This window comes from Flavobacterium difficile, assembly GCF_011392115.1.
In the GTDB taxonomy this organism is placed as follows: domain Bacteria; phylum Bacteroidota; class Bacteroidia; order Flavobacteriales; family Flavobacteriaceae; genus Flavobacterium; species Flavobacterium difficile.
In genome coordinates this window covers 636613-661183 of sequence record NZ_JAAJBT010000001.1, presented here as the reverse complement: position 1 = coordinate 661183, position 24571 = coordinate 636613, and the positions used below count along the sequence as shown (strand labels likewise).

Here is a 24571-nt window from a genome sequence, read left to right as displayed (position 1 = left end):
AAAATACATTATACAATTTACACTATACAATTAAAAAAAATAATATGATTTGGAATCCAACAGAAGGTATCGATTTAGGTTTTTTCATGATTCGTTTTTACAGTTTAACATGGGTCGCGGCCTTTGCCCTTGGCTGGTATATTACAAAGTTTATTTTTGAAAGAGAAAAAGAATCAATTGAAAAATTAGACAACCTTTTTGTTTATACTATTGTTGCTACAATGGTGGGAGCCCGTTTAGGACATGTAATTTTTTATCAATCGGAATTATTTACACAAGATCCATTAAGTGTTTTACTACCAGTTAGTACACAAGGCGGACTTCATTTTACAGGTTTTAGTGGTTTGGCTAGTCATGGAGCAGCAATTGCCATAATTATTACCATGTATTATATTAAAACTAAAGTATTACAACGTCCCTTATTATGGATTTTGGATAGAATTGTAATTCCAGTAGCTTCTGGAGCAGTTTTTATTCGTTTAGGAAACTTTATGAACTCTGAAATTTTCGGAAAAGTAACTTCAAAAGACAGTTTTATGGCAATGAAATTCATAAAAGGAGAAGCCAACAATACGCCTTACGGAATAGATGCCATTTTTCAGAAAACTCAAATAAAAGACCCAACACAAGCTTATAATGCTGTTGCAAATGATCCGCAATTTAAAGAATATTTAGCAGAATTTCCATACAGATATCCGGCACAATTATTTGAAGCTATTTTATATATTCCTGTATTTTTTCTTTTATTTTATATGTATTGGAGAACAAATGCAAGAAACAAACCGGGATTAATTTTTGGAACCTTTTTAGTATTACTTTGGTCAGTTCGTTTTTTTGTAGAATTTGTAAAAGATAGTCAGGGTGGTTTTGAAGAATATAAAATGTTCAATGCCTTATCTACCGGACAATGGTTAAGTATCCCTTTTATCATTATTGGATTTTACTTCATATATGCTTCACAAAAGAAAACGGTATCTAACAATAGTTAAAAATTATAAAACACGCCTTGAGCGTGTTTTTTTTATCTTTACATTTGAATTATTAAAACCTTAACAAATGAAAAAAATATTTAGCACTCTAGTTATTACACTTGTTACTTCATTCGCATTTGGACAAAGCTGTTGTCAATTAGCATTTGCATCTAACGAAGGAAACATGGCAGAATTTACAACCGATAAAAACTTTGTCGCTTCGCATCAAATTCCGTTAGAATACAATCACAGTTCTGTGGTTGGTGGAGAAATGATTACCTTCAAAACTTCAGATGTAACAGATGGAAATGCGTATTTTGTAAAATCTAAAGTAAAATCTAACCAATGGCTTTTTGTATACCAAGAATGGTGGGGATTAAACGATCATATTAAAAAGCAAGCCGATATTTTATACAATGAAATGGGCGGAAATGTAAACGTATTAGCCATTGACATGTATGACGGCAAAGTTGCAACCACTCGAGAGGAAGCAGGAAAATACATGCAAGGTGCAGATGAAAAACGCTTAGAAAATATTGTAACTGGCGCATTAGCTTATGCGGGTAAAAAAGCTAAAGTAGCAAGCATTGGCTGGTGTTTTGGTGGCGGATGGTCTCTAAAATCTGCAATTTTATCAAAAAAACAAGCTGTAGGATCGGTAATGTATTATGGAATGCCAGTAAAAGATGTGGAAAAACTTAAAACCTTAAACTGTGATGTACTAGGTTTATTTGCTACTGAAGAATGGATTTCTAAAACAATTGTTGAAGAATTTGCCGCAAACATGAAAACGGCTAATAAAACATTGAACTACAAAATTTTCGAAGCAGCTCATGCTTTTGCGAATCCAAGTAATCCAAAATTCGATGAAAAAGCTGCAACCGAAGCGAATGCGATGGCAATCAGCTTTTTAAAAGAAAAATTTAAGTTGAAATAAACTTTAAATGAAAATAAAAAACGGCAAATTCTAAAATAGATTTCGCCGTTTTTTTATGTTTTATCCTCTAAACTTCCATTCAAATTCATCTTTATCGTTGATGATTGCACCAATTTCAACCTCAACAACTTCGTCATAATCTACATGGAAGAACAACCAATGGTCTTCATTAAAATAAATATCAATTCCTTCTTCTGAATCTTTTTCAAAATTGGTAATTTTATTCAGTGCCAAATCGCCATTAACCACATCCCAAGGCTGATTAATAATTGTAGCTCCAAACAATTTTATGATTGGATTTGTAGTGGTAATATATCCTAATTTCATGTCTTCTTCAACATAAAACGTTAACTTCATACGTTCTTTGTTGTACACGTAAATGGTATTGTTTTCATCATCGGTAAACGTTTTATTTGGTTTTCCGTATAAAGCTTCTACGTATTTTGGAGTCATACCAAACTCTAATCTATCAATTCCGTTTTTTAATTTAATTTCCATGGCTTTAAGTTTTATAGCAACAAAGTTAGGGTTTTTAACTAAGGATTTTGCAAATAATTCTAAATTAATATTTTCACCACAGATGCGCAGTTTTTTTTTTTTTGAAAATCTAAATAATCTGTAAATCTGCGGTGATTACAAATAAAAAAACCACGAATTTCATTTGATTTTCGTGGTTTAATATATTTATTAAAATCTAATTAGATTTTGAAACGTTTTCTGTCGTTCTCTGTTAAGTGAATTTTTCTTAAACGGATAGATTTTGGAGTAACTTCAACATATTCATCTTTTTGAATGTACTCTAAAGCTTCCTCTAAAGAGAAAATAATTGGTGGAATAATTCTGGCTTTGTCGTCATTACCAGAAGAACGAACGTTAGTAAGTTTTTTCTCTTTCGTTACGTTTACACACATATCATCACCACGAGAGTTTTCACCAATAACCTGTCCTTCATAGATTTCAGCATTTGGTTCAACGAAGAACTTACCTCTATCTTGTAATTTATCTAAAGAGTAAGGAATAGCTTTTCCTTTTTCCATAGAAATTAACGAACCTTTGTTACGTCCAGAAATTTCTCCTTTATAAGGTTCATATCCAATGAAACGGTGCGCCATAATTGCTTCTCCTGCAGTTGCAGTTAATAATTGGTTACGTAAACCAATAATTCCACGAGAAGGAATATTAAATATAATAATCATACGATCACCTTTTGTTTCCATCGAAAGCATTTCACCTTTACGTAAAGTAACAAATTCTACGGCTCTTCCAGAAAGTGACTCTGGTAAATCAATTGTTAATTCTTCAATTGGTTCACATTTTACACCATCTACTTCTTTAATAATTACTTGTGGCTGACCAATTTGCAATTCGTAACCTTCTCTTCTCATAGTTTCAATAAGAACAGATAAGTGAAGTACACCACGACCAAATACCATAAATTTATCAGCAGAATCGGTCTCAGCCATTCTCATTGCTAAGTTTTTCTCTAATTCTTTTTCTAAACGTTCTCTAATATGACGAGAAGTTACAAATTTACCTTCTTTACCAAAGAAAGGTGAGTCGTTAATCGTAAATAACATACTCATTGTTGGTTCATCAATAGCGATAGTTTCTAATGCTTCTGGATTTTCAAAATCAGCAATAGTATCTCCAATTTCAAAACCTTCTACCCCAATAATCGCACAAATATCACCAGCAACAACTTCATCGACTTTTTTACGACCTAAACCTTCAAAAGTGTGTAATTCTTTAATTCTTGATTTTGTTATAGAACCATCTCTTTTAACTAAAGAAATCGGCATATTTTCTTTTAAAACACCTCTTTCTAATCTACCAATCGCGATACGACCTGTAAATGCAGAAAAATCTAATGAAGTAATTAACATCTGTGGGGTTCCTTCAGAAACTTTAGGAGCTGGCACGTGCTCTAAAACCATGTCTAATAATGGCTCAATATTTTCAGTTTGATTTTGCCAGTGATCAGACATCCAGTTGTTTTTAGCTGAACCATAAACAGCAGGGAAATCTAACTGTGCTTCAGTAGCACCTAATTCGAACATTAAATCGAAAACTTTCTCATGTACTTCTTCTGGCGTACAGTTTTCTTTATCTACTTTATTAATAACTACACAAGGTTTTAAACCTAAATCGATAGCTTTTTGTAATACGAAACGAGTTTGTGGCATTGGACCTTCAAAAGCATCTACTAAAAGACAAACACCATCTGCCATATTCAATACACGCTCTACTTCTCCACCAAAATCGGCGTGACCAGGTGTGTCGATAATGTTGATTTTAGTTCCTTTATAAGTAACTGAAACGTTTTTAGAAGTAATAGTAATTCCTCTTTCACGCTCTAAGTCGTTGTTATCTAAGATTAAATCTCCAGTGTTTTCGTTATCACGGAATAATTGACAGTGATACATAATTTTATCAACCAATGTAGTTTTACCGTGGTCAACGTGGGCAATAATTGCAATGTTTCTAATAGATGACATATATTCTTTTTTTGAAAGTGCAAAGGTACGTTTATTATCTTGATATTCAAACAACTATTTGTTTTGTTTACATTTTTATAATTTTAGGAGCAAAACAATTCATTTTCAATACACTAACAGTCGCGTGTTCCGCTATATCTTTTGTTTACAAACCACTACCTACAATCACAAAACTGCAAACAAAAGGATGCCGCTGCACCCACGGCTAGAGAAGAAAAATTGTATTTCAGAACAAAAAAAGACCTGATAGGTTTTTGAAACCTGTCAGGTCTAAATAAAAAAAATCCCAAACTTTTCAGAATGGGATTTAGTATAATTTAAATTACTAATTATAATTTAGCAACTAATCTTGTTAACTTAGATTTTAAGTTTGAAGCTTTGTTAGCGTGGATGATATTTTTCTTTGCTAACTTATCGATCATCGAAATAACTGTAGGTAATTTTGCAGCAGCTTCTGCTTTTACAGTCGCTAAACGAATTGCTTTAATAGCATTACGTGTAGTTTTGTGTTGGTATTTGTTTAATACTCTTCTTTTTTCGTTGCTTCTAATTCTTTTTAAAGCTGACTTATGATTTGCCATTTTCTTAATTTTTAAATTGTAATAACTTTATTTACTTATTAGTAAAAACAAGAAAAACCTCCCACAATTGAATTTTAAAAAAACAATCACTTCAGTTTTAACTAACAAAATTAAAGAGGAGACACCTTCTTCAATTTTATAAAACTATTTCAAAACTAATTTGTAGTCCGTAGGGGAATCGAACCCCTCTTACCAGGATGAAAACCTGGCGTCCTAACCGATAGACGAACGGACCAATAACTGATTTAAAGTTCCAGTAAAAACTTTGTAGTCCGTAGGGGAATCGAACCCCTCTTACCAGGATGAAAACCTGGCGTCCTAACCGATAGACGAACGGACCATTGCATTTCCTGTAATGCGAGTGCAAAAATACAACTATTTTTTATTTGTGCAATACTTGATGCAAAAAAAATTATATTTTTTTTAAGACAAAAACTTAAGAGTTTATTTTTAAGGTATTTAGCTGTTTTAAAAAAATCTAAAAATCATCAATACCAACTCGTAAATTCTTAATATGCTTTTGCAAAAAGAACTCTACCTTTAGATGGCGCTCCTGTTAAAACACAAACTCCTGCTTCTTCTACTCTATTTAAAGGAATACATCTGATAGTGGCCTTTGTCAAGTCTTTAATTTTTTCTTCGGTTTCTGCAGTTCCATCCCAATGTGCAGATACGAATCCTGTTTTATTTTCTAAAATATCTTTAAACTCCTCAAAAGAATTTACTTCCGTAGTATGAGCTGCTCTGTAATCCACTGCTTTATTAAATAAATCTTTTTGAATTTGCTCTAATAAATCTTGTATGAAACTTACAATTCCATCCGCAGGTTTAACTTCTTTAGTTAAAGTATCTCTTCTAGCGACTTCAAAAGTTCCGTTTTCTAGGTCTTTCGGACCAATTGCTAAACGAACTGGCACACCTTTCAATTCCCATTCCGCAAATTTAAAACCTGGCTTTTGTGTAGTTCTGTTATCAAATTTTACCGAAATATTTAATTTCTTAAATTGAGCTACTAAACCATTCGCCACTTCAGAAATTTTATCAAATTCTTCATCGGTTTTAAAAATCGGCACAATAACTACTTGTATTGGCGCTACATTGGGAGGCAACACCAATCCGTTATCATCAGAATGTGTCATTACTAACGCACCCATCAAACGCGTAGAAACACCCCAAGATGTTCCCCAAACATAATCTTGTTTTCCTTCTTGATTGGTAAATTTCACATCAAAAGCTTTTGCGAAGTTTTGACCTAAAAAGTGAGATGTTCCTGCTTGTAACGCTTTTCCATCTTGCATTAATGCTTCAATACAAAAAGTTTCATCAGCACCAGCAAAACGCTCGGTTTCAGTTTTAAAACCTTTTACAACAGGAATAGCCATAAAGTTTTCTGCAAAATCAGCATATACATGCATCATTTTTTCAGCCTCTTCCATTGCCTCTGCTTTGGTTGCATGTGCAGTATGACCTTCTTGCCATAAAAACTCAGCTGTTCTTAAAAACAAACGCGTTCTCATTTCCCAACGGACAACATTCGCCCATTGGTTAATTAATAAAGGTAAATCTCTATAAGATTGCACCCATCCTTTATAAGTACTCCAAATAATTGCCTCAGATGTAGGACGAACAATTAATTCTTCCTCTAATTTTGCATTCGGATCTACCATTAACTTTCCAGGCTTATCCGGATCATTTTTTAATCTGTAATGAGTAACAATAGCACACTCTTTCGCGAAGCCTTCCGCATTCTTTTCTTCTGCTTCAAACATGCTTTTCGGAACAAATAAGGGGAAATAAGCATTACTATGACCTGTTTCTTTAAACATTTTATCTAATTCCGCCTGCATTTTTTCCCAAATTGCATAACCATAAGGTTTAATTACCATACAGCCTCTTACACCTGAATTCTCCGCTAAATCAGCCTTTACGACTAATTCGTTATACCATGCAGAATAATCTTCGCTTCTAGTTGTTAAATTTTTACTCATTTTTATAATATTGGCACAAAATTTGTTTAATTTGTATTAATTTAGTGCTACAAAACTACTTAATTTTGTAAAGACCAACAATAAAATTTACTATATATGAAAACAATTTACACTTTTCAGCAAAAAACACTTAGATTTTTAAGTCTATTTGTTGGTGCAATCACAGTGACAGCTTGTGGTTCGTACCAAAATTCGTCATATTATGATAATGATGGCGTTTACGGACCAGACAAATCGGTTAGATACGAACAAACCACACAAAACGAAACAGTTATTGTAGAAAATAACAATAAGTATGCTGAACAATTTAGAAGCATGCAAAGCGATTTTGAAACCAATGAAGTACTTACCGATGTAGACAACTACAGAACACCAGATACGGTTTATGTACAGGAAGGCAACTCAAGATATGCAGGTTGGGGTGAAAATCAAAACAGCAACACAACAGTAATTATTAACGACAATTGGGGTTGGAACAACTGGGGTTGGAACGGTTGGTATGGAAATGGATGGGGTTGGAATATCGGATGGGGTTGGAATAACGGCTGGAACAACTGGGGTTGGAACGGTTGGTATGGAAATGGCTGGGGTTGGAACGGTTGGTACGGTAACGGTTGGGGATGGAACGGTTGGTACGGAAATGGCTGGGGATGGAACAACGGCTGGGGATGGAATGGTTATTATGGAGGAAGAAATGTAGCCTTCAATAATGGTCCACGTGGCGGTTACATCAATAGAAATGGAAATACTGCTAATTCAGGAAGATACTCTAACGGAAGAAATAGTAATGCAATTGGAAATCCTAGAAATCTAAATTCTCAAACTCGAGGAAACACAGTTGGATCACCAAGAAATCAGACATCAGAACCAAGAACTATCTCTACACCTAGAGGACAAACACCACAACCTAGAACAATAATTTCTACACCAAGAACAAATACAAGTTCACCAAGAAGTCAAACTTCTGAACCTAGAAATTATACTCCAGCACCAAGAAGTGAATCACCAAGAACTATCTCAACACCAAGAAGTTCAGACTTCGGTGGTGGAAGATCTGGAGGCGGTGGGTCAATGGGAGGCGGAAGATCTGGCGGCGGCGGAGGTCGTGGAGGTCGTGGATAATTAAATCTCATATAAATAACCTGTTTATTAAAACTAAACAGGTTATTGAATTCGAATTACTATTTCAATCAAAAAAAGCACAATAAACTATAAAATGATTGTCTTTATTTTTTTTGCGCCTTTTTTAAGTACCCAAAAACAATACAAATAAAATATGAAAAAGATATTATTTACCTTATTAATAAGTGGTTCCTTTATAGCTAACGCGCAAGAAACCACGATAACTGACGCTTTACGTTACAGTGTAGAAAACTTAAATGGAACCGCTCGATTCAGATCCATGGGAGGTGCTTTTGGCGCTATTGGTGGAGATTTATCAGCCATGAATATCAACCCTGCTGGATCGTCAATCTTTAATTATAATCAAGCTACACTTTCTGTTTCCAGTTTCAACAAAAGCAATTCAGCTAACTACTTTGGGACTACAACAAGTACTAGAGACAACGCATTAGATATTAATCAACTTGGTGCTGTATTTGTTTTTAACGATGCAAATGCCAAAAGTGGCTGGAAGAAATTTGCCTTAGGCTTGAATTACGAAAACACTAACAATTTTGACGATTTCATTGTGAGTGAAGGTATTAATCCTTTCAATTCAATGGATAGTTATTTTTTAAGATTTGCTAATGGTGGTAATGGAGTTGGAGATTTAAATGGCTTTTTTTATGAAGATTTAAACTTTATTGGACAACAAGCTCTATTAGGATACAACTCATTTATCACAGAATATGATTCTACAAATGATAGTTACTTTACCAATGTTCCTACTGGTGGAAATTATTTCCATAGAAATACAATAGAATCTAGAGGATATAACGGTAAATTCACCATGAACTTTTCTGGAGCTTATGAAGACAAATTGTATTTAGGTATGAACATGAACTTCCATTTTACAGATTTCGTAAGAACTTCTTCTTTATTCGAAAGTAATTTGAATCCTTTTTACACCTCAGGCTTTAGTATAAACACAGCTCGTTTCAACAACGAATTATACACTTATGGATCAGGTTTTTCCATGAATTTAGGAGCTATCTACAAAGCTACTAATAATGTTAGAATAGGTTTGTCTTATGAAACACCAACTTGGTACCGTTTAAATGATGAACTAACTCAATCTATTTCATCTGATGTTTTTGACGCTTCAACCAATACATCCGAAGTCGTTTTTTACAATCCAAATGTAGTGAATGTATATCCTACTTACAAAATTCAAACGCCAGGAAAACTAACAGCTAGTGGAACGTTTTTATTTGGCAAAAAAGGATTACTGAGTGTAGATTTTATTTCAAGAGATTATGCGAAAACTCAATTTAAACCTAAAAACGAACAAATATACAGTGTCATAAATACAGATATCAAAAATCAATTACAAGACACTTACGAATTACGTTTAGGAGGTGAGTACAAAATTAAACAATGGAGCTTAAGAGGTGGTTACCGATTTGAACAAAGCCCTTACCAAATAGACACAGCCTTTGGAGATTTATTTGCATACTCTGGTGGTTTCGGATATAACTTTGGTAGCTCTAGATTAGATCTATCGTATACAAACGAACACAGAAACAGAACAGAAGCTTTATTAACTTCAGGATTAAATGATCCTGCAAGAATTAGAAATTATAACAATAATGTTACGTTAACTTATGTTGTAAACTTCTAAATACATACAAATATTTCATAAATGTCGCTTTACTTCAAGTTTAGCGACATTTTTTTATTAATTTTGCAGGCTGAAATAAAACAAATACTATGAGAACCAAGTCTTTAAAGAAAAATAAAATTAACGTCATTACCCTAGGTTGTTCTAAAAACGTATATGATAGTGAAGTTTTAATGGGACAACTTCGTGCTAACGGAAAAGAAGTGACACATGAAGCCACTAAAGATGAAGGAAATATTATAGTAATCAACACTTGTGGTTTTATTGATAATGCGAAAGAAGAATCGGTAAATACGATTTTAGAATATGCGGATAAAAAAGAACAAGGTTTAGTCGACAAAGTTTTTGTTACAGGCTGTTTATCTGAGCGTTACAGACCCGATTTAGAAAAAGAAATTCCGAATGTAGATCAGTTTTTCGGAACTACAGAATTACCTTTATTATTAAAAGCATTAGGTGCCGATTATAAACATGAATTAATTGGTGAACGTTTAACTACGACTCCAAAAAATTATGCATACCTAAAAATTGCTGAAGGTTGCGACAGACCTTGTAGTTTTTGTGCGATTCCTTTGATGAGAGGAAAACACAAATCGACTCCAATTGAACACCTAGTAATTGAAGCTGAAAAACTTGCTAAAAATGGCGTTAAAGAACTAATATTAATCGCACAAGATCTAACTTATTACGGTTTAGATTTATACAAAAAAAGAAATTTAGCAGAGCTATTAGAAGCCTTAGTAAAAGTAGAAGGAATTGAATGGATTCGTTTACATTACGCCTTTCCTACTGGTTTCCCAATGGACGTTTTGGAATTAATGAAACGCGAACCAAAAATTTGTAATTATTTAGATATTCCTTTACAACATATATCAGATAGCGTATTGAAATCGATGCGCCGTGGAACTACAAAAGAAAAAACCACAAAACTTATTCAAGATTTCAGAGCTTTAGTTCCAGAAATGACTATAAGAACCACTTTAATCGTTGGTTATCCTGGTGAAACGGAAGAAGATTTCAACACCCTAAAAAATTGGGTTGAAGAAATGCGTTTCGAACGTTTGGGTTGTTTTACTTATTCTCACGAAGAAAACACACACGCTTATTTATTAGAAGATGATGTTCCAGAAGAAGTGAAACAAGATAGAGCGGCTCAAATTATGGACATTCAAGCTCAAATTTCTTGGGAATTAAATCAAGAGAAAATTGGACAAACTTTCAAATGTGTGATTGACAGAAAAGAAGGCGAACACTTCATTGGTAGAACCGAGTTTGATAGTCCAGATGTAGATAACGAAGTTTTAATTGATGCGTCTAAATTCTACTTAAAAACAGGTGATTTTGTTAATTTAAAAATCATTGAAGCTACTGAATTTGATTTGTACGCGGAACCAATTTCTTAATTTAAGATTTGAGATTTAAGATTTACGTTTAAGAACTTTTAATCTATTCAAAACGCAACTATGAAAAAGATTTTTATTTGTTTTATTATACTATTTTCATCTTTAATTTTAGCACAAGATAAAAGCAATTTAGTTTATAAAGAAAGTATTTATTCCGTTAAAATTGAATTAGAAAACGGTAACGATTTTATTGAATTAGATAAAGAAAATGTAGTTCAAATTGTCTCAAAAAATATCGACCCTTTAAACATGATGTTTTCCGGTATTGGAGTTAAAATTGCCAACAAAACAAACGTTAAAAATAAAACAAGTTTGATAATCAAGCCAAATAAAGAAAGTGTAAAAGATGGCTTTTACACTCTTAACTTTTCGTTTAGAGGAAACAAAGGTAGACATTACACCAATCAATTCTTTATTCGTATAAAAGAGTAATTTAAAAACTCTTCACTAATTACTCTTCACTAATTACTAAATAAATGGATTCATTATCTCAAATTGTTTTAGGTGCTGCGACTTTTGCTCTAGTAAAAGACAAAGAAATCGGTAAAAAATCGCTTTTATATGGTGCGATTTTAGGAACCATTCCTGATTTAGATGTTTTATTAAACCCTTTTTTTGATAGTGTAGAGCAATTAGCCATTCATCGGGCATTTTCGCATTCCATTTTTTTCTCAATTATACTGAGTTTATTAGCAGGGAAATGGTTATCTAAAAAGTATAACTCTAGCTATATTTCATGGGTTTGGGCTTGCTTTTTAGCACTTTTTACTCATCCTTTACTAGATTTGTGTACCACATATGGTACGCGAATTTTATACCCGTTAACCAAATCGTATTATTCTCTTAATAATGTTTTTGTGGTTGATTTAGGTTATACTTTACCGCTTTTACTTGCCGTAATTGCATTATGGGTAATGAAAAATAACAATCCAAAAAGAAAAAAAGTAATCCATTTTGGTTTACTTCTCTCTACAGGCTATTTAGTTTGGGGAGTATTGATAAGTACAATAATTCAAAACAAATTTGAAAACGTTTTAAAAGAAAAAGACATAACTTATCAAAATATTACTATTGTTCCTACGCCATTTAATACGTTTTTATGGCAAGCCGTAATTAAAACAAATGATGGCTTTTATTTTAGCGATTATAGTATTTTCGACAAACAAATGAATACCAATTTTCATTTCGAAAAAAGCGAAAACCAACTACTGTCAGATCTCCAAAAACGACCAGAATTAGAACCCTTTTTTAATTTTGCAAAAGGCTACGAATTGGTTCGAAAAAAAAACAATCAAATTATTGTAGAAGTCACAAAATTCGGACCGATTGACATCAAAAACAATAAAGCGGAATTTCTTTTTCCACTTTGTATAAATCCGGATGGTTCTTATTACATAGAAGATAATCCACCTAAAAATTTCGACAAAATTTTCAGCACATTAATAACTCGAATTAAAGGAAAATAATGACTCCAAAAACAGTTACCATAGGTCCAAAAAAACTAATTGGATTTTCAGTTGAAATGTCTTTACTAGAGAATAAAACTCAAACTATTTGGCAGTTATTTATGCCACGATTAAAAGAAATCAAAAACGCTGTGAGTGCCGATCTATTTTCACTACAAATTTATCCTGAAAATTATTTTACCCATTTCACACCAGATACAATTTTTACAAAATGGGCAGCCGTTGAAGTTAAGAATTTTGAAAATTGTCCAGAAGGATTTGAAAAACTAGAAATTTCTGGTGGAACTTATGCTGTTTTTCTTCACAAAGGAAATACGGAAATGTTTGCCAAAACAGCACAGTACATTTATTCTGATTGGTTGCCAAAATCAGGTTTTAAATTAGACAACCAACCACATTTTGAAGTGTTGGGTGACAATTATTTAGGTCATGAAAACCCTGAAAGTGAGGAAGAAATCTGGATTCCTATTAAATAAGTACTTAGCACAGTTTCAAATAATAAGTAAATTATTCTCTATTCAATACTTTTAACTTGATTCTTTTTACTTGGCTCTTTTTACTTGACCCTTTTTACTTGGCTCTTTTCACTTGGCTCTTTTTACTTGACCCTTTTTACTTGACCCTTTTTACTTGACCCTTTTTACTTGGCTCTCTTTACTTGGCTCTCTTTACTTGGCTCTTTTTACTTGACCCTTTTTACTTGGCTCTTTTTACTTGGCTCTTTTTACTTGACTCTTTTTACTTGACCCTTTTTACTTGGCTCTTTTTACTTGACTCTTTTTACTTGACCCTTTTTACTTGGCTCTTTTTACTTGGCTCTTAAATAACTAATTCAACTGTTCGCTAAACAATTTGATTAATGTTTCGCCTTCTACCATGTGATTGGAAGAATCTTCAATAAGTCGTAAAGCACGTTTCATAGCATACGGATCTAAACCCATATTGATACCAATTTCATTAATTTTCACACGTTCTCTTTCGTGTAAAACATCATCGCATCGCATCAATAATGCCAAACGATAAAACTGACAGATTCGATTTAATTCGTCTTTAATCACAGTAACTTCCCCTTTATTTTCATAAAGTTTGTGTAAAGTCGGTTTATCAACACCCAATTCGTAAGCTACAATTTCAATGAAATCATATTCTCTATCATGCAATTCACCATCTACTAAGGCAAATGAAATCATTTCTCGTAACAAACTAATTTTTTCTTGAGTAGTTTCCTTCAAAATTCTTACTTTTATAATTATGTTCAAATATAAAAAAATGCAACAAGTAGTACGACTTTTTCTATTCTTTTTTTTCTTCACGACGCATTCTATTGAAGCTCAAAACCGCTACACCACCTTTGAAATAGAGGCGCCACAACTTCAAACTAAGAAGAAAATTTGGGTTTATTTACCATTAAATTATGAAAAATCGAACCAAAAATATCCTGTAATTTATATGCACGATGCCCAAAATTTATTTGATAAAAAAGCAGCTTTTGCGGGAGAATGGAACATTGATGAAACTTTAGACAGTTTAAAAGCAAAAGTTATTGTGATTGGTATTGAACACGGTAATGAAAAACGTTTGGACGAGTTAACACCTTACACAAATGAAAAATACGGCGGTGGAAATTCTGATGCCTATTTAGAATTTATCGTAAAAACCTTGAAACCACATGTCGATTCAACTTACCACACTAAAACTAACGCAAAAAACACATGCATTTGGGGAAGTTCACTTGGCGGATTGGTTTCTTTTTATGCTACTATAAAATATCCTGATGTTTTCGGTAAAGTAGGTTGCTTCTCACCTGCTTTCTGGATTAACAAAGAAGCAATTTTTCAGAAAATGGAAAACACAGCAAAGTTTCAAACCAAAATTTACATGCTATGTGGCGACAAAGAAGATTCAGGTGCCATGGTTAAAGATATGAAAGAAATGGAGGTGCTCATTAATTCTAAACGATGTGAATGTAAAAAACTAAATAAAACGGTAATTATAAAAGACGGCGAACATAATGAAAAATTATGGCGAAATGCATTTGCAAAAGCGTATCTTTGGCTTTTCTAATAAAGATGTATCATGGATACAGAAAATCATGATACAAAATACAAAATACAATGAATAACAACGATATCTTCAAAAAACTGCGTGTGGCATTACAATTACGTGACGACCAAATAGTTGAAATTTTAAACCTAGTCGATTTTAAAATGTCAAAAGGCGAATTAGGTGATATTTTCCGATCAGAAGATCATGCGAATTTTATGGAATGTGGCGACCAAGTGTTACGTAATTTCTTGAACGGATTAATTATTCATTTACGTGGAACGAAAGAAAACCCTAAAAATCCACGTGAAGTAATTAAATCACATAAAAATTACGAAACGCAAACCGAAAGAACAGATAAAATTTACGAACCGAAAAAACCTTATAACAAAACAGATAGTAAAACACAGTTTAAACCAAGAACTGGCGATAAAAAAGAATTTAAACCCAAAACTGGGGGAAGTTCAGAAAAAAAACCTGCTTTTGGGAAAAACAAATTTGGTAACGACAAAAAGCCAGCCAAACAAAATCCTGTTGAAAAATTCAAGTTTAAAGACGGTAAAAAATAAAACGAAATCCTCAATGCTATTGGGGATTTTTTTATAATCAAATTATAATTTTTCTAATCCCTATCAAAATATAAATCATTTTACATGCTAAAAAAAATTCATCATATTGCTATTATTTGTTCCGATTACGAAAAATCTAAACACTTTTATACGGAAATTTTAGGATTCGAAATCACACAAGAAGTCTATCGGGAAGCACGACAATCCTATAAACTAGATTTGTCATTAAATGGTAATTATTGTATTGAGTTGTTTTCTTTTCCAAATCCGCCAAAAAGGGTTTCCCAACCAGAAGCTTGCGGTTTGCGTCATCTTGCTTTTGAAGTAGAAAATATTGAAAGTGCTATTGAAACATTATCAAAATACCACATTAAAACAGAACCCATAAGAATTGACGAATTCACTCAAAAAAGATTTACTTTTTTTGAAGATCCAGATCAGTTGCCTATTGAACTTTATGAAATGTAATGAAACAAAAAATCCTGAACTAGTATTCAGGATTTTTTGTTTAGTTCTTAGTTATAAACCGATTCTTTTTTAAAGTGAACGGCTAATAAATAATATACTACAGCTCTGTATTTATTTTTATTTGAACGACCATACTTTTCAATAACTGCATCAATAGCAGCATCTAAATCAGCACTATCTTTTAAACCTAATTTCCCAATTAAGAAATTGTTTTTTACTGTTGCTAATTCTTTTTCATCTGAACCAGAAACTGTAGCAGCATCTGCATTATAAATAGATGGCCCACAACCAATCACTACTTTAGTTAATAAATCCATATCAGCAGTTACACCACATTTGTCTTTTAAATCTGCAGCATACTTAACTATTAATTCATCTCTTTTACTCATAATTGTTTGTATTTTTGTTAGTTATCTTTCAAACTTACAATAATTTACTTAAAACATAAAGAAATTATTTAAAAAATTAACCTTTTAATAATGAATCAAAATAGTTTCAAAATATCCAATTTTGAATATTGACTTATGAATATTACAATTAAAGATTTTTAAAATAATCCAACAAAATCGAATTATTTAACTTTTCTGGTGTGAAAACTTCTAAAATGTAAGGTACCGATTCATTTGAAATAAATGCATCCCAATTGGATTGCAATTCCATTTCATCATAAACGGCTGTATAATTAAATTGAAACATTTTCGCCAAATGTTCTGCCGTTAAGTGATGTGAAGTTTCAAAGAAGGTGTTAAAAGTTTCATTCTCCTGATGACCTGGTAAAATTCTAAAAATACCACCGCCACTATTGTTTATCAGAATAATTTTGAAGTTTTTAGGGATGTAATTATTCCATAACGCATTGCTATCGTATAGAAAACTAATATCACCAGTTATTAAAATTGTAGGTTTCGGATTAGCAACCGCTGCTCCAATTGCAGTTGATGTACTTCCATCAATTCCACTTGTTCCTCGATTACAAAACACTTCAATTGTCTTATTGATGCTTACCAATTGTATGTAACGAATGGGCGAACTATTACTGACTTGCAATTGAATATGGTCTGGTAAACGTTGACTTAAAAAATCGAAGACTTTAAAATCTGAAAAAGGTATTTTCGCTATATAGGTATCGTGTTTATGCAATCTATCTAACCAAATGTTTTGAAAATCTGAACGATACTTAGAATCAATTGTATTGTTTTCAATTAAAATCTGGTTTAAAAAAGTAGCCATGTCTGTTTGAAAATGTGCAGACAAACAACCAAATGTATCATAAGCTCGAAGTTTGTCTACATGCCAATGCTGTTCCGGTTGATAACTTCTCAACAAAGCTTTGATACGCTTTGAAACTACCATTCCGCCAAAAGTTAAGAGAATGTCAGGTTGAAAATTTTGTTTATCTTCATCAGAAAATGTAGAAACTAAAGTGTCTATTCTATCAATAAAAGTAGGATGATGTAAATTTGATGTTTTCTCTAAAAGTACTACTACACTTTCATCATTCGCTAAAATATCTATAAATTTTTGTTCAATAGAATTAGGCAACAACTCACCTACTAAAATCAATTTCTTTTTAGCAGATTGCCATTCTGAAACGTATTTCGCATCTAAATTAAACTTCGCTTTTTCAAAATTAGAAACAGTATGTTTCGGCACATAAGTAGGCGCTAAAAGTGTTTCATACAAAGGTTCTTCAAACGGTACATTAATATGCGCTGGTCCTTTTAGAGAAAAAGCCGAATCAATTGCAGTTATGATTAAATCATCGTTTTTCTCAGAAGCATTTTCGGTTAAATTGGCAGAAAAAACGATATGATTCGCAAATACATTTTCTTGACGAATGGTTTGTCCATCGCCAATATCAATTTTACTATGTGGTCTATCAGCAGAAACTACTAATAAAGGAATTTGACTATAAAACGACTCTGCAACTGCTGGATAATAATTCAATAATGCCGAACCTGAAGTACAAACTACAGCAACTGGTTGTTGTAATTGTTGTGCCAAACCTAATGCAAAAAAAGCAGCACAGCGTTCGTCTGCAATGCTATAACATTTAAAAGCATCCTGATTGGTAAATCCAATAGTCAATGGTGCATTTCTCGAACCTGGAGAAATTACAATATGTTGAATTTCTTTTTGTCGAAAAATTTCAATTACAGCTTGAGCTAATGGTATTTTTGGGTATAAGTTGGCTTTCAATTTAGTTTTTTATTGAAACACATAGACGCATAGATATTTTTAATTATCTTAATGAACTATTTATCTAAGTGTTTAAAAATGATACATACAAATTTACTAATAAATACACATTTTTTTATACTTTTATGTCATAAATAAATACTAAAATGAATCCTACAATTCGAACTTATAAAACCGAAGATTGCCCAGCTATTCTAGAAATCATTAACGACCAAATTTTAAACGGTGTGGCTTTGTATGATTATCATCCAAGAACTTTAGCACAACAATTGGCAATTTTTGAAGATAAATTAGAAAAAAGTTTTCCTATTATTGTAGCAGAACTTAATAATGAAGTAGTTGGTTTTGGGTATTATAGTGAATTTCGTTTCAGAGAGGCATACAAATTTACGGTAGAACATTCTGTTTATGCCAATAAAAACTTCATCGGAAAAGGAATTGGTAACGCATTACTTACAGAACTTATAGCGCTAGCTAAAAATCAAGGTTTACATACAATGATAGGCGTTATTGATTCTGAAAATGAAAGCAGTATCGCTTTTCATGAAAAATTCGGATTTGAAAAAGCTGGTTTTATTAAAGAATCTGGGTTTAAATTTAACCGTTGGTTACATTCCGTATTTATGCAGAAAATATTGTAATAAAATAGTCGCAGTTAACAGTCGCAGTTAACGATAACTGAGACTGTCAACAGCGACTGAAAACTGAGACTGAGATTGAAAACTAAATTATTTCCCTTCAATCCAATTGGTAATTGAACTGTCGTTTGGCAAGACTCTCGGCGAAATTACATCCACTAAATGACCGTTTTCGTCAATTAAATATTTTTGAAAATTCCATTCTACTGTATTGTCTTCTAAACCGTTTTTAGCTTTTTGAGTTAAAAATTGATAAACCACATGCATGTCACTTCCTTTCACTGAAATTTTTTCCATCATTGGGAAAGTAACACCGTAGTTCTTTTTACAAAACGCGCCAATTTCTGCATTTGTTCCTGGTTCTTGTGCGCCAAAATTATTGGCTGGAAAACCAACTATTACAAAATTTTTGCTTTGATATTTTTCATAAATCTCCTGCAATTGCTCATATTGAGGAGTTAAGCCACATTCTGAAGCCGTATTTACAATTAGTATTTTTTTTCCTTTTAACGAAGCGAAATCAAATTCGTTTCCAGATAAGTCTTTTACTTTAAAAGAATGAATTGAACCTTTTTCCATAGTGTTTGATTTAGGGGTTTCTGCCATAATGTTTTCAGCTGTATTTCCTTCAAAATGTTCCCAATTTTCTGATTTGGTTTCTGTTTTAGAGGTGCAAGCTAAAGCAACCATGACAATTCCAGTGAATGTGTGAAATAATTTCATTTTTAAATAATTTTATATTGTTCAAATGTAAGTAAAGATAAAGAAAACAAAAGTTAATGTTGGGTTAAATCTAACTTTTAATAATAAGTATATAATAAGACTTTTTTGTCTGAAGCATCTAAAATTACTTGAATTCTTTTATAAAATTTTTCATTTACCATTGGACAACCCCAACTACACATAATTGGATGCATTTGTTCTTCATATGGCATTTTGGAATGTGCATGTAAAACTATATTTCTTGAAAATGCATTGCCATTCGTTTTATCTAAACCGTACATTTTATAAGCTTTCCCAAATGTTCCATTGTACGAATTTCCAATATAATATTTACCCAAAGAAGTCATTAACGAACCGTCTGTATTACTAAATCTCAGTTCATCTGTTGTTGTTTTCGAGCCTGAACCATGAGCTACTAAACCGGAATCTGTAACTGTATTTTTCTTAGCATCAAAAACAAAAAATCGATATTTATTTGATGGAATTCTCATATCTAAAAGGAAAAACACATCCTTATTATATTTAGCATTCTTTTTTAGAAATGCTTTTATTTCATCCGCTTTTAATAAGGTCTTTTCCAAAACATCTTTTGAAATTCCTTTATTTGTATTAGTTTCTTTTAAATAAAAATTACATAAAAGCACGATTCCTAAAATCGATAAAAAGACTATTGCTTTTTGTTTCATAATTTGTTAATTGATTGATTGATTAAAAATTAACGATAAAAAAATGAAATTAGTATACAAAAAAACCTGACAACTAATTATATCTGTCAGGTTCCTTTTTATGTAAATCTTGAAAATATTATTTCTTGTATAATTTTTTATATTGATAATAAGCTATCGCAGAAATCACTAAAACAATTGATAGTGCATACCCATAATAAATAACATTTTGTTCTTCACCAGAAGCGTAAGAATGCAAACCACTCAAGTGGAAATTTACACCAAAATAGGTCATTAAAATACTTGCAAAAGCTAAAACCGACATAAAATTATAAGCAAATAAACCACGTAAAGCAGGTACAAAACGCGCGTGAATGACAAATGCGTACACCATAATGCTAATTAAAGCCCAAGTTTCTTTTGGATCCCAACCCCAATAACGGCCCCAACTTTCATTCGCCCATTGACCACCAAGGAAGTTACCAATTGTTAACATCACTAAACCAACAGTTAAAGCTAATTCATTAATATATGTAATTTCTTTGATGTTCAATTCCATTTTAGCTTTGTTATTTTTATTCGTAAAAATCATTAAGAATAAGGATACTAAACCTAAAATCATAGCTAAAGTAAAAGGTCCATAACTAGCAACAATCACTGCTACGTGAATCATTAACCAATACGAATTTAATACCGGTTGTAAATTCGCAATACTTGGATCCATCCAATTCCAATGTGCTATCATTAAAATCATGGAAGTTACGAAAGCTGTTGAAGCAACTGTAAGTTCCGATTTTCTACCAAAAGCAACTCCAAAAAACATAGTTGCCCAAGCTACATAAATCATACTTTCATAAGCATCCGACCAAGGTGCATGACCCGAAATATACCAACGCACAATTAATCCTGCTAAATGTAAAATGAAAAGTAAAATAATAGTTCCGTGGAAAAACTTCACAACATAATTTACCCATTTCTTTTTATTGAAAATTTGAACAATTACAAATGCAAACATTAATACTCCAGCATACATGTACCATGAGAATAATTTTTTAAAAATATCGTATTTGTTATAAAGTATTTCGGTATTTATTTTATCCTCAGGAAGCATGATTTTTCCACCAAATTCTTTTTGAAATTTAGATAAACCTGTCAGTAAACTTTCTGCAGTTTTGTAATCTTTAGATTGTGAGGCTCTTGCTGCCTCTCCAAAATAAAACGGAATGATATTTTTAACGGTATCTAAATTAGTTTTGGTAGGATGTTGCAATTCTAGGTAAGAAGCCCATTTGTTATTTTCTGAATTGGGAAGAGGAAAAAATCGCAAAATTTGTCCGCTTATTGCCGAATACAATAAGTTTACCTTCTTATCAGCAGTTATAAAATCCTTTTGAAATTTATTTGGGACAACTTCCTTATAGGCTTCATCTGCTTGCTTTTGCAATTTATAATTTCCAAAATCATCAAAAAAACTGATAAGTGGTGCATATTTTGCATCTTCAGCAACTCCAATAATTTTGCGAATACTGTCGTTTCCTCTTTCTAAATATATAATTGGAATTTGGTACCAAAACTCAGGAAATTGATTCATCGATATTAAAACCTGATCAGAAGTATAGTTTTCAAACTTATCATTTTTTGATACTTTACGTAATAATTCAGAAGAAAATGTATTTACAGGTTTCATTCTTCCACTGTAATCTTGAATGACTAATTTTCCGAATTTTTCTGCATGTTCGGCAGAAACCATAAATTTTCTAATCTCTTTTAAAGATTCTTCTGCGGTTGGCATTTTTGGTTTGGTAACCGAAGCTTCGTGCTGATGTGGTGCTGTTCCGTGATTATGACCTTCATGATTCGTATGATCATCTTGTGCAAAACCAATCAATCCAAAGAAAAATAACAACACTGACAAAATGGCTTTTTTATCGCGGATTTTATCTAATTTCACTTTCAAATCATTGAATCTTGTGTTTTTATCGAATAAAATGGCCATCATAGCTAAATACAACAAGAAATAACCTATATAACTGATCCAAGTTCCCCAAAAATCGTGACTCACAGAAAGTACAGTTCCTTTTTCATCTTCATCAAAACTAGCTTGAAAAAAACGAAAGCCTTTATAATCTAACACGTTGTTCATGAAAACGCTATCTTTAAAACTTTCTTTGCCGTTTACCACTTCAATCTTACTTTTAAATGAGGAGTAACTTTTATCAGTACCAGGTTGTTTTTCAGCTATAAAATCTTCAAGTTTTATAGAAAAAGGTAAGGTGTGCACTTTACTTCCGTACATTAAAGTAAAATCTAATTTTCCTATTTTAAAACTATTGGGCTCACCTTGTTTTCCTTTCGAACCTTTTAAAGTTACAATTTCTTCTTTGTTTTGAGAAGTTACTTTAACCACAATAGCATCATCAGTTTTTTTATCTTTATAATCATTATTAGATGCTAAAATTAATTCTCCTTTTTGAGCGAATTCTGGAAATACAAACTGACTTCCACCAGCATTATACAGGGAACGGAACATCAACGGACTTGGTTTATCTTTGGAAATAGTCCCTTGAAATTTATCAGCCATTCGCATAAAATTACCATCAAAAGGCATTTGAATGGTATAGGTTTCCGCGTTTTTTATAATGTTTACAGCACCTTGAGTAAATTTATTGAATGCAAATAAAACATTATTGATGTTTTTCACTTCGCCCTCACGTAAAAAATGTTCTTTTCTACTTCCACCACTTGCTTCAACTAATTTGATATGCAAACTACCTTTAGGATTGATTTGAAATGTTTCCTTAGCATTCATGATGAATTTTTGTAATTCAATTTTGTAAGGAATATCTGAAAACTGATCTGTGTAAACGAAAGAATTATTGGCAGCTTGAGATAATAATAATTGCTTTTCCACAGTTTTACGTCTCATTTCTCCTTTATAATCACCGTCTATAAAAGCTGTAATGTGAGGTAAATCTGAATAAACCGTATTTGCAGAAGCACCTTCACGAATTGGCATCAAACCTTCGTAACTAACATAGCGTGTGATAAATGCACCAATAATGATAAAAATCCACGACAAGTGTAGCAATAAAGTGGCCCATTTTTCTCTTTTATGCAATTGGTAACGCTTAATATTTCCAAAAAAGTTAATTAAGAAAAAAACCATTATGGCCTCAAACCACCAAGCATTATAAACCCAAATTCTAGCTGTTTCTGTATTATATGCGTCTTCTATAAAAGTTCCAGCTGCCATTGCTGCAGCAAAAACAATAAACAAAAGAGCCATTAAGCGTGTAGAATATAGTGCGGAAAGTAATTTCTGTAACATAAAAAGTTGTCTTTTTTTTAGTAGTGCAAATGTACAGAATTGAATTAAGAATAAAATAAATACAACTTATAATTTGACGTTAAAATTTATGTAATAAAGAATTGAGATTCACAATTAAAATTTAACTAATAAAGCATTTTCACTTCCTTAATATTGAATAATTGCAAACTATCATCTTCTAATTGAATCTGTAACAAACCATTAGGCAAAACTTGTTTTATAATCCCCATAAATTTTACATTCAAATTATCTTCAAAAACCATAGGCTTATTTTTTTTGAATAAATTTTCATGGTACACTTGCCAAAAATAAGACGCACCTTCATTCTTATACAAATTAATATTTTTTTGAAATTGATGTAAAACAGTGACTAATACCTCTTCTTTGTTAAATTCTTGACCAACAGAATTTTTAAGAGAACTAGCTTGTGGCAGATTAGAGAAACTTTCCTGATTTACATTAATGCCAATTCCTACAATTGAAACAATTTCAGCAGAACTTTTCAATTGATTTTCAATTAAAATGCCACAAACTTTCTTTTTATCTGCCAAAATGTCGTTTGCCCACTTTATAGCTAAATTAGGAATTTTTAAAGTAGAAAACGCCTGAAACAAACTTACTGCCACAACCACGTTCAAATGAAATACTTCGTCAAAACTAAGCAACACATCTTTAATTAAAACACTGAATGTTAGGTTTTTACCATCTTCTACCTCCCAATTAGAACCACGTTGCCCTCGTCCATTTGTTTGATTATCAGCAGTAACTACAGTAAAATTTTCGAGTGTTTGCTTAACAGCCAAATCTTTTAAATATCGGTTTGTAGAATCAATGGCATTGAGTTTGATGATATGCATGTAAGAAATTTTGTTATTACTTAGTTGAAGTTACAAAAATAAAAACAAAAAATGATACCTTTGCACAAAACGAATAAATAATAGATGACGAAAAATATTAGCACAGATGATTTACTAACAAGTATCATCAAAGGAATAGAAGATGTAAAAGGATTAGATATTGATATTCTTGATTTAAGAGGAATTGACAATAGTGTATGTGATTATTTTGTAATTTGCAATGGTAATTCGAATACCCAAGTAAATGCAATTGTAGGTTCTGTACAAAAAGGCGTGTCTAAGGAATTAAAAGACAAACCATGGCACATTGAAGGAGCCGACGTTGGAGAGTGGGTTTTAATGGATTATGTAAGCATAGTAGTTCATGTATTTCAAAAACACATTAGAGAATATTATAACATTGAAAGCCTTTGGGGTGATGCAAAAATTACTTCAATAGCAAACAAATTCTAAACCAA

General features: G+C 32.0%; 24 protein-coding genes and 2 tRNA genes. 13 read left to right on the top strand and 13 right to left on the bottom strand.

The window, feature by feature from the left end:
- Nucleotides 1-44: 44 nt before the first annotated feature.
- Together lgt and G4D72_RS02835 are read left to right on the top strand one after the other, a co-directional pair.
- The gene (gene lgt, locus G4D72_RS02840) at nt 45-989 is read left to right on the top strand and encodes a prolipoprotein diacylglyceryl transferase (protein WP_166076069.1); all 945 of its coding nucleotides are present in this window, start codon (nt 45-47) and stop codon (nt 987-989) included.
- 67 nt (nt 990-1056) lie between these two features.
- Nucleotides 1057-1908, top strand: coding sequence for a dienelactone hydrolase family protein (locus G4D72_RS02835; RefSeq protein WP_166076068.1), 852 nt, complete (start codon nt 1057-1059; stop codon nt 1906-1908).
- A 60-nt stretch (nt 1909-1968) separates the two neighbouring features.
- Here G4D72_RS02835 and G4D72_RS02830 read toward each other — a convergent pair whose 3' ends face one another.
- From G4D72_RS02830 to proS, 6 genes are all read right to left on the bottom strand, one after another.
- Entirely contained in the window at nt 1969-2406 is a 438-nt protein-coding gene (locus G4D72_RS02830) for a hypothetical protein (RefSeq protein WP_166076067.1), read from the bottom strand.
- A gap of 200 nt (nt 2407-2606) precedes the next feature.
- Nucleotides 2607-4403 (bottom strand): translational GTPase TypA, encoded by a 1797-nt coding sequence (typA, locus tag G4D72_RS02825; protein WP_166076066.1) that lies wholly within the window; start codon nt 4401-4403, stop codon nt 2607-2609.
- A 329-nt stretch (nt 4404-4732) separates the two neighbouring features.
- Complete coding sequence (gene rpsT, locus G4D72_RS02820; protein ID WP_166076065.1) at nt 4733-4984, bottom strand: 30S ribosomal protein S20; 252 nt, start codon at nt 4982-4984, stop codon at nt 4733-4735.
- Between the two features lie 163 nt (nt 4985-5147).
- Nucleotides 5148-5219, bottom strand: a tRNA-Glu gene (locus G4D72_RS02815).
- 33 nt (nt 5220-5252) lie between these two features.
- A tRNA-Glu gene (locus G4D72_RS02810) sits at nt 5253-5324 on the bottom strand.
- Between the two features lie 169 nt (nt 5325-5493).
- A complete protein-coding gene (gene proS / locus G4D72_RS02805) occupies nt 5494-6972 on the bottom strand; it encodes a proline--tRNA ligase (RefSeq protein WP_166076064.1) in 1479 nt (492 codons plus the stop codon).
- A 96-nt stretch (nt 6973-7068) separates the two neighbouring features.
- Here proS and G4D72_RS02800 point away from each other — a divergent pair, with 96 nt between their 5' ends.
- The 6 genes from G4D72_RS02800 (at nt 7069) to G4D72_RS02775 (ending at nt 13099) form a co-directional block, all read left to right on the top strand.
- Nucleotides 7069-8094 (top strand): hypothetical protein, encoded by a 1026-nt coding sequence (locus tag G4D72_RS02800; protein ID WP_166076063.1) that lies wholly within the window; start codon nt 7069-7071, stop codon nt 8092-8094.
- Between the two features lie 154 nt (nt 8095-8248).
- Entirely contained in the window at nt 8249-9754 is a 1506-nt protein-coding gene (locus G4D72_RS02795; RefSeq protein ID WP_166076062.1) for an OmpP1/FadL family transporter, read from the top strand.
- Nucleotides 9755-9843: 89 nt separating this feature from the next.
- Complete coding sequence (gene rimO, locus G4D72_RS02790) at nt 9844-11157, top strand: 30S ribosomal protein S12 methylthiotransferase RimO (RefSeq protein ID WP_166076061.1); 1314 nt, start codon at nt 9844-9846, stop codon at nt 11155-11157.
- A gap of 60 nt (nt 11158-11217) precedes the next feature.
- Nucleotides 11218-11589, top strand: a complete 372-nt coding sequence (locus G4D72_RS02785) for a hypothetical protein (protein ID WP_166076059.1) — start codon at nt 11218-11220, stop codon at nt 11587-11589.
- A 44-nt stretch (nt 11590-11633) separates the two neighbouring features.
- Entirely contained in the window at nt 11634-12623 is a 990-nt protein-coding gene (locus G4D72_RS02780) for a metal-dependent hydrolase (RefSeq protein WP_166076058.1), read from the top strand.
- Nucleotides 12623-13099, top strand: coding sequence for a GyrI-like domain-containing protein (locus G4D72_RS02775; RefSeq protein ID WP_166076057.1), 477 nt, complete (start codon nt 12623-12625; stop codon nt 13097-13099). The genes G4D72_RS02780 and G4D72_RS02775 overlap by 1 nt, the downstream gene beginning before the upstream one ends.
- A gap of 351 nt (nt 13100-13450) precedes the next feature.
- On the opposite strand, the gene G4D72_RS02770 is transcribed toward G4D72_RS02775, so the two are convergent.
- Entirely contained in the window at nt 13451-13855 is a 405-nt protein-coding gene (locus tag G4D72_RS02770) for an excinuclease ABC subunit B (protein ID WP_235922428.1), read from the bottom strand.
- Between the two features lie 37 nt (nt 13856-13892).
- On the opposite strand from G4D72_RS02770, the gene G4D72_RS02765 reads away from it, so the two are divergent.
- From G4D72_RS02765 to gloA2, 3 genes are all read left to right on the top strand, one after another.
- Complete coding sequence (locus G4D72_RS02765) at nt 13893-14687, top strand: alpha/beta hydrolase (RefSeq protein ID WP_166076056.1); 795 nt, start codon at nt 13893-13895, stop codon at nt 14685-14687.
- A gap of 50 nt (nt 14688-14737) precedes the next feature.
- Nucleotides 14738-15235, top strand: coding sequence for a DUF1456 family protein (locus G4D72_RS02760; RefSeq protein WP_166076055.1), 498 nt, complete (start codon nt 14738-14740; stop codon nt 15233-15235).
- 84 nt (nt 15236-15319) lie between these two features.
- Nucleotides 15320-15703 carry an SMU1112c/YaeR family gloxylase I-like metalloprotein gene (gene gloA2, locus G4D72_RS02755; RefSeq protein ID WP_166076054.1) on the top strand — a complete coding sequence of 128 codons (384 nt, stop codon included), beginning with the start codon at nt 15320-15322 and terminating at the stop codon, nt 15701-15703.
- Between the two features lie 47 nt (nt 15704-15750).
- On the opposite strand, the gene G4D72_RS02750 is transcribed toward gloA2, so the two are convergent.
- Nucleotides 15751-16092: a DUF2853 family protein gene (locus tag G4D72_RS02750; RefSeq protein WP_166076053.1), complete on the bottom strand. Its 342-nt coding sequence runs from the start codon at nt 16090-16092 to the stop codon at nt 15751-15753.
- 148 nt (nt 16093-16240) lie between these two features.
- Nucleotides 16241-17902: a 2-succinyl-5-enolpyruvyl-6-hydroxy-3-cyclohexene-1-carboxylic-acid synthase gene (gene menD, locus G4D72_RS02745; protein ID WP_166076051.1), complete on the bottom strand. Its 1662-nt coding sequence runs from the start codon at nt 17900-17902 to the stop codon at nt 16241-16243.
- A gap of 146 nt (nt 17903-18048) precedes the next feature.
- Between menD and G4D72_RS02740 the strand changes: the two genes are divergently transcribed.
- Nucleotides 18049-18543: a GNAT family N-acetyltransferase gene (locus tag G4D72_RS02740; RefSeq protein ID WP_166076050.1), complete on the top strand. Its 495-nt coding sequence runs from the start codon at nt 18049-18051 to the stop codon at nt 18541-18543.
- An 87-nt stretch (nt 18544-18630) separates the two neighbouring features.
- Here the strand turns inward: G4D72_RS02740 and G4D72_RS02735 are convergent, their stop codons facing one another.
- From G4D72_RS02735 to G4D72_RS02720, 4 genes are all read right to left on the bottom strand, one after another.
- On the bottom strand, nt 18631-19146 hold the full coding sequence (locus tag G4D72_RS02735) for a glutathione peroxidase (protein ID WP_235922436.1): 516 nt from the start codon (nt 19144-19146) through the stop codon (nt 18631-18633).
- 194 nt (nt 19147-19340) lie between these two features.
- Nucleotides 19341-19949, bottom strand: a complete 609-nt coding sequence (locus G4D72_RS02730; protein ID WP_166076049.1) for a murein L,D-transpeptidase catalytic domain-containing protein — start codon at nt 19947-19949, stop codon at nt 19341-19343.
- 118 nt (nt 19950-20067) lie between these two features.
- The gene (gene ccsA, locus G4D72_RS02725) at nt 20068-23256 is read right to left on the bottom strand and encodes a cytochrome c biogenesis protein (protein ID WP_166076048.1); all 3189 of its coding nucleotides are present in this window, start codon (nt 23254-23256) and stop codon (nt 20068-20070) included.
- A gap of 125 nt (nt 23257-23381) precedes the next feature.
- On the bottom strand, nt 23382-24113 hold the full coding sequence (locus G4D72_RS02720; protein ID WP_166076047.1) for a biotin--[acetyl-CoA-carboxylase] ligase: 732 nt from the start codon (nt 24111-24113) through the stop codon (nt 23382-23384).
- An 84-nt stretch (nt 24114-24197) separates the two neighbouring features.
- Between G4D72_RS02720 and rsfS the strand changes: the two genes are divergently transcribed.
- On the top strand, nt 24198-24566 hold the full coding sequence (gene rsfS, locus G4D72_RS02715; protein ID WP_166076046.1) for a ribosome silencing factor: 369 nt from the start codon (nt 24198-24200) through the stop codon (nt 24564-24566).
- Nucleotides 24567-24571 lie beyond the last annotated feature (5 nt).

Excerpts from the sequence above, each read along its gene's own strand:
- rsfS (WP_166076046.1), top strand. The coding sequence starts at position 24,198 with ATGACGAAAAATATTAGCACAGATGATTTACTAACAAGTATCATCAAA.
- rpsT (WP_166076065.1), bottom strand. The coding sequence starts at position 4,984 with ATGGCAAATCATAAGTCAGCTTTAAAAAGAATTAGAAGCAACGAAAAA.
- gloA2 (WP_166076054.1), top strand. The coding sequence starts at position 15,320 with ATGCTAAAAAAAATTCATCATATTGCTATTATTTGTTCCGATTACGAA.
- typA (WP_166076066.1), bottom strand. The coding sequence starts at position 4,403 with ATGTCATCTATTAGAAACATTGCAATTATTGCCCACGTTGACCACGGT.
- G4D72_RS02735 (WP_235922436.1), bottom strand. The coding sequence starts at position 19,146 with ATGGCAGAAACCCCTAAATCAAACACTATGGAAAAAGGTTCAATTCAT.
- G4D72_RS02800 (WP_166076063.1), top strand. The coding sequence starts at position 7,069 with ATGAAAACAATTTACACTTTTCAGCAAAAAACACTTAGATTTTTAAGT.
- G4D72_RS02760 (WP_166076055.1), top strand. The coding sequence starts at position 14,738 with ATGAATAACAACGATATCTTCAAAAAACTGCGTGTGGCATTACAATTA.
- G4D72_RS02750 (WP_166076053.1), bottom strand. The coding sequence starts at position 16,092 with ATGAGTAAAAGAGATGAATTAATAGTTAAGTATGCTGCAGATTTAAAA.
- G4D72_RS02775 (WP_166076057.1), top strand. The coding sequence starts at position 12,623 with ATGACTCCAAAAACAGTTACCATAGGTCCAAAAAAACTAATTGGATTT.
- lgt (WP_166076069.1), top strand. The coding sequence starts at position 45 with ATGATTTGGAATCCAACAGAAGGTATCGATTTAGGTTTTTTCATGATT.
- G4D72_RS02730 (WP_166076049.1), bottom strand. The coding sequence starts at position 19,949 with ATGAAACAAAAAGCAATAGTCTTTTTATCGATTTTAGGAATCGTGCTT.
- G4D72_RS02830 (WP_166076067.1), bottom strand. The coding sequence starts at position 2,406 with ATGGAAATTAAATTAAAAAACGGAATTGATAGATTAGAGTTTGGTATG.
- G4D72_RS02835 (WP_166076068.1), top strand. The coding sequence starts at position 1,057 with ATGAAAAAAATATTTAGCACTCTAGTTATTACACTTGTTACTTCATTC.
- G4D72_RS02785 (WP_166076059.1), top strand. The coding sequence starts at position 11,218 with ATGAAAAAGATTTTTATTTGTTTTATTATACTATTTTCATCTTTAATT.
- rimO (WP_166076061.1), top strand. The coding sequence starts at position 9,844 with ATGAGAACCAAGTCTTTAAAGAAAAATAAAATTAACGTCATTACCCTA.
- G4D72_RS02765 (WP_166076056.1), top strand. The coding sequence starts at position 13,893 with ATGCAACAAGTAGTACGACTTTTTCTATTCTTTTTTTTCTTCACGACG.
- proS (WP_166076064.1), bottom strand. The coding sequence starts at position 6,972 with ATGAGTAAAAATTTAACAACTAGAAGCGAAGATTATTCTGCATGGTAT.
- G4D72_RS02720 (WP_166076047.1), bottom strand. The coding sequence starts at position 24,113 with ATGCATATCATCAAACTCAATGCCATTGATTCTACAAACCGATATTTA.
- ccsA (WP_166076048.1), bottom strand. The coding sequence starts at position 23,256 with ATGTTACAGAAATTACTTTCCGCACTATATTCTACACGCTTAATGGCT.
- G4D72_RS02740 (WP_166076050.1), top strand. The coding sequence starts at position 18,049 with ATGAATCCTACAATTCGAACTTATAAAACCGAAGATTGCCCAGCTATT.
- G4D72_RS02795 (WP_166076062.1), top strand. The coding sequence starts at position 8,249 with ATGAAAAAGATATTATTTACCTTATTAATAAGTGGTTCCTTTATAGCT.
- G4D72_RS02780 (WP_166076058.1), top strand. The coding sequence starts at position 11,634 with ATGGATTCATTATCTCAAATTGTTTTAGGTGCTGCGACTTTTGCTCTA.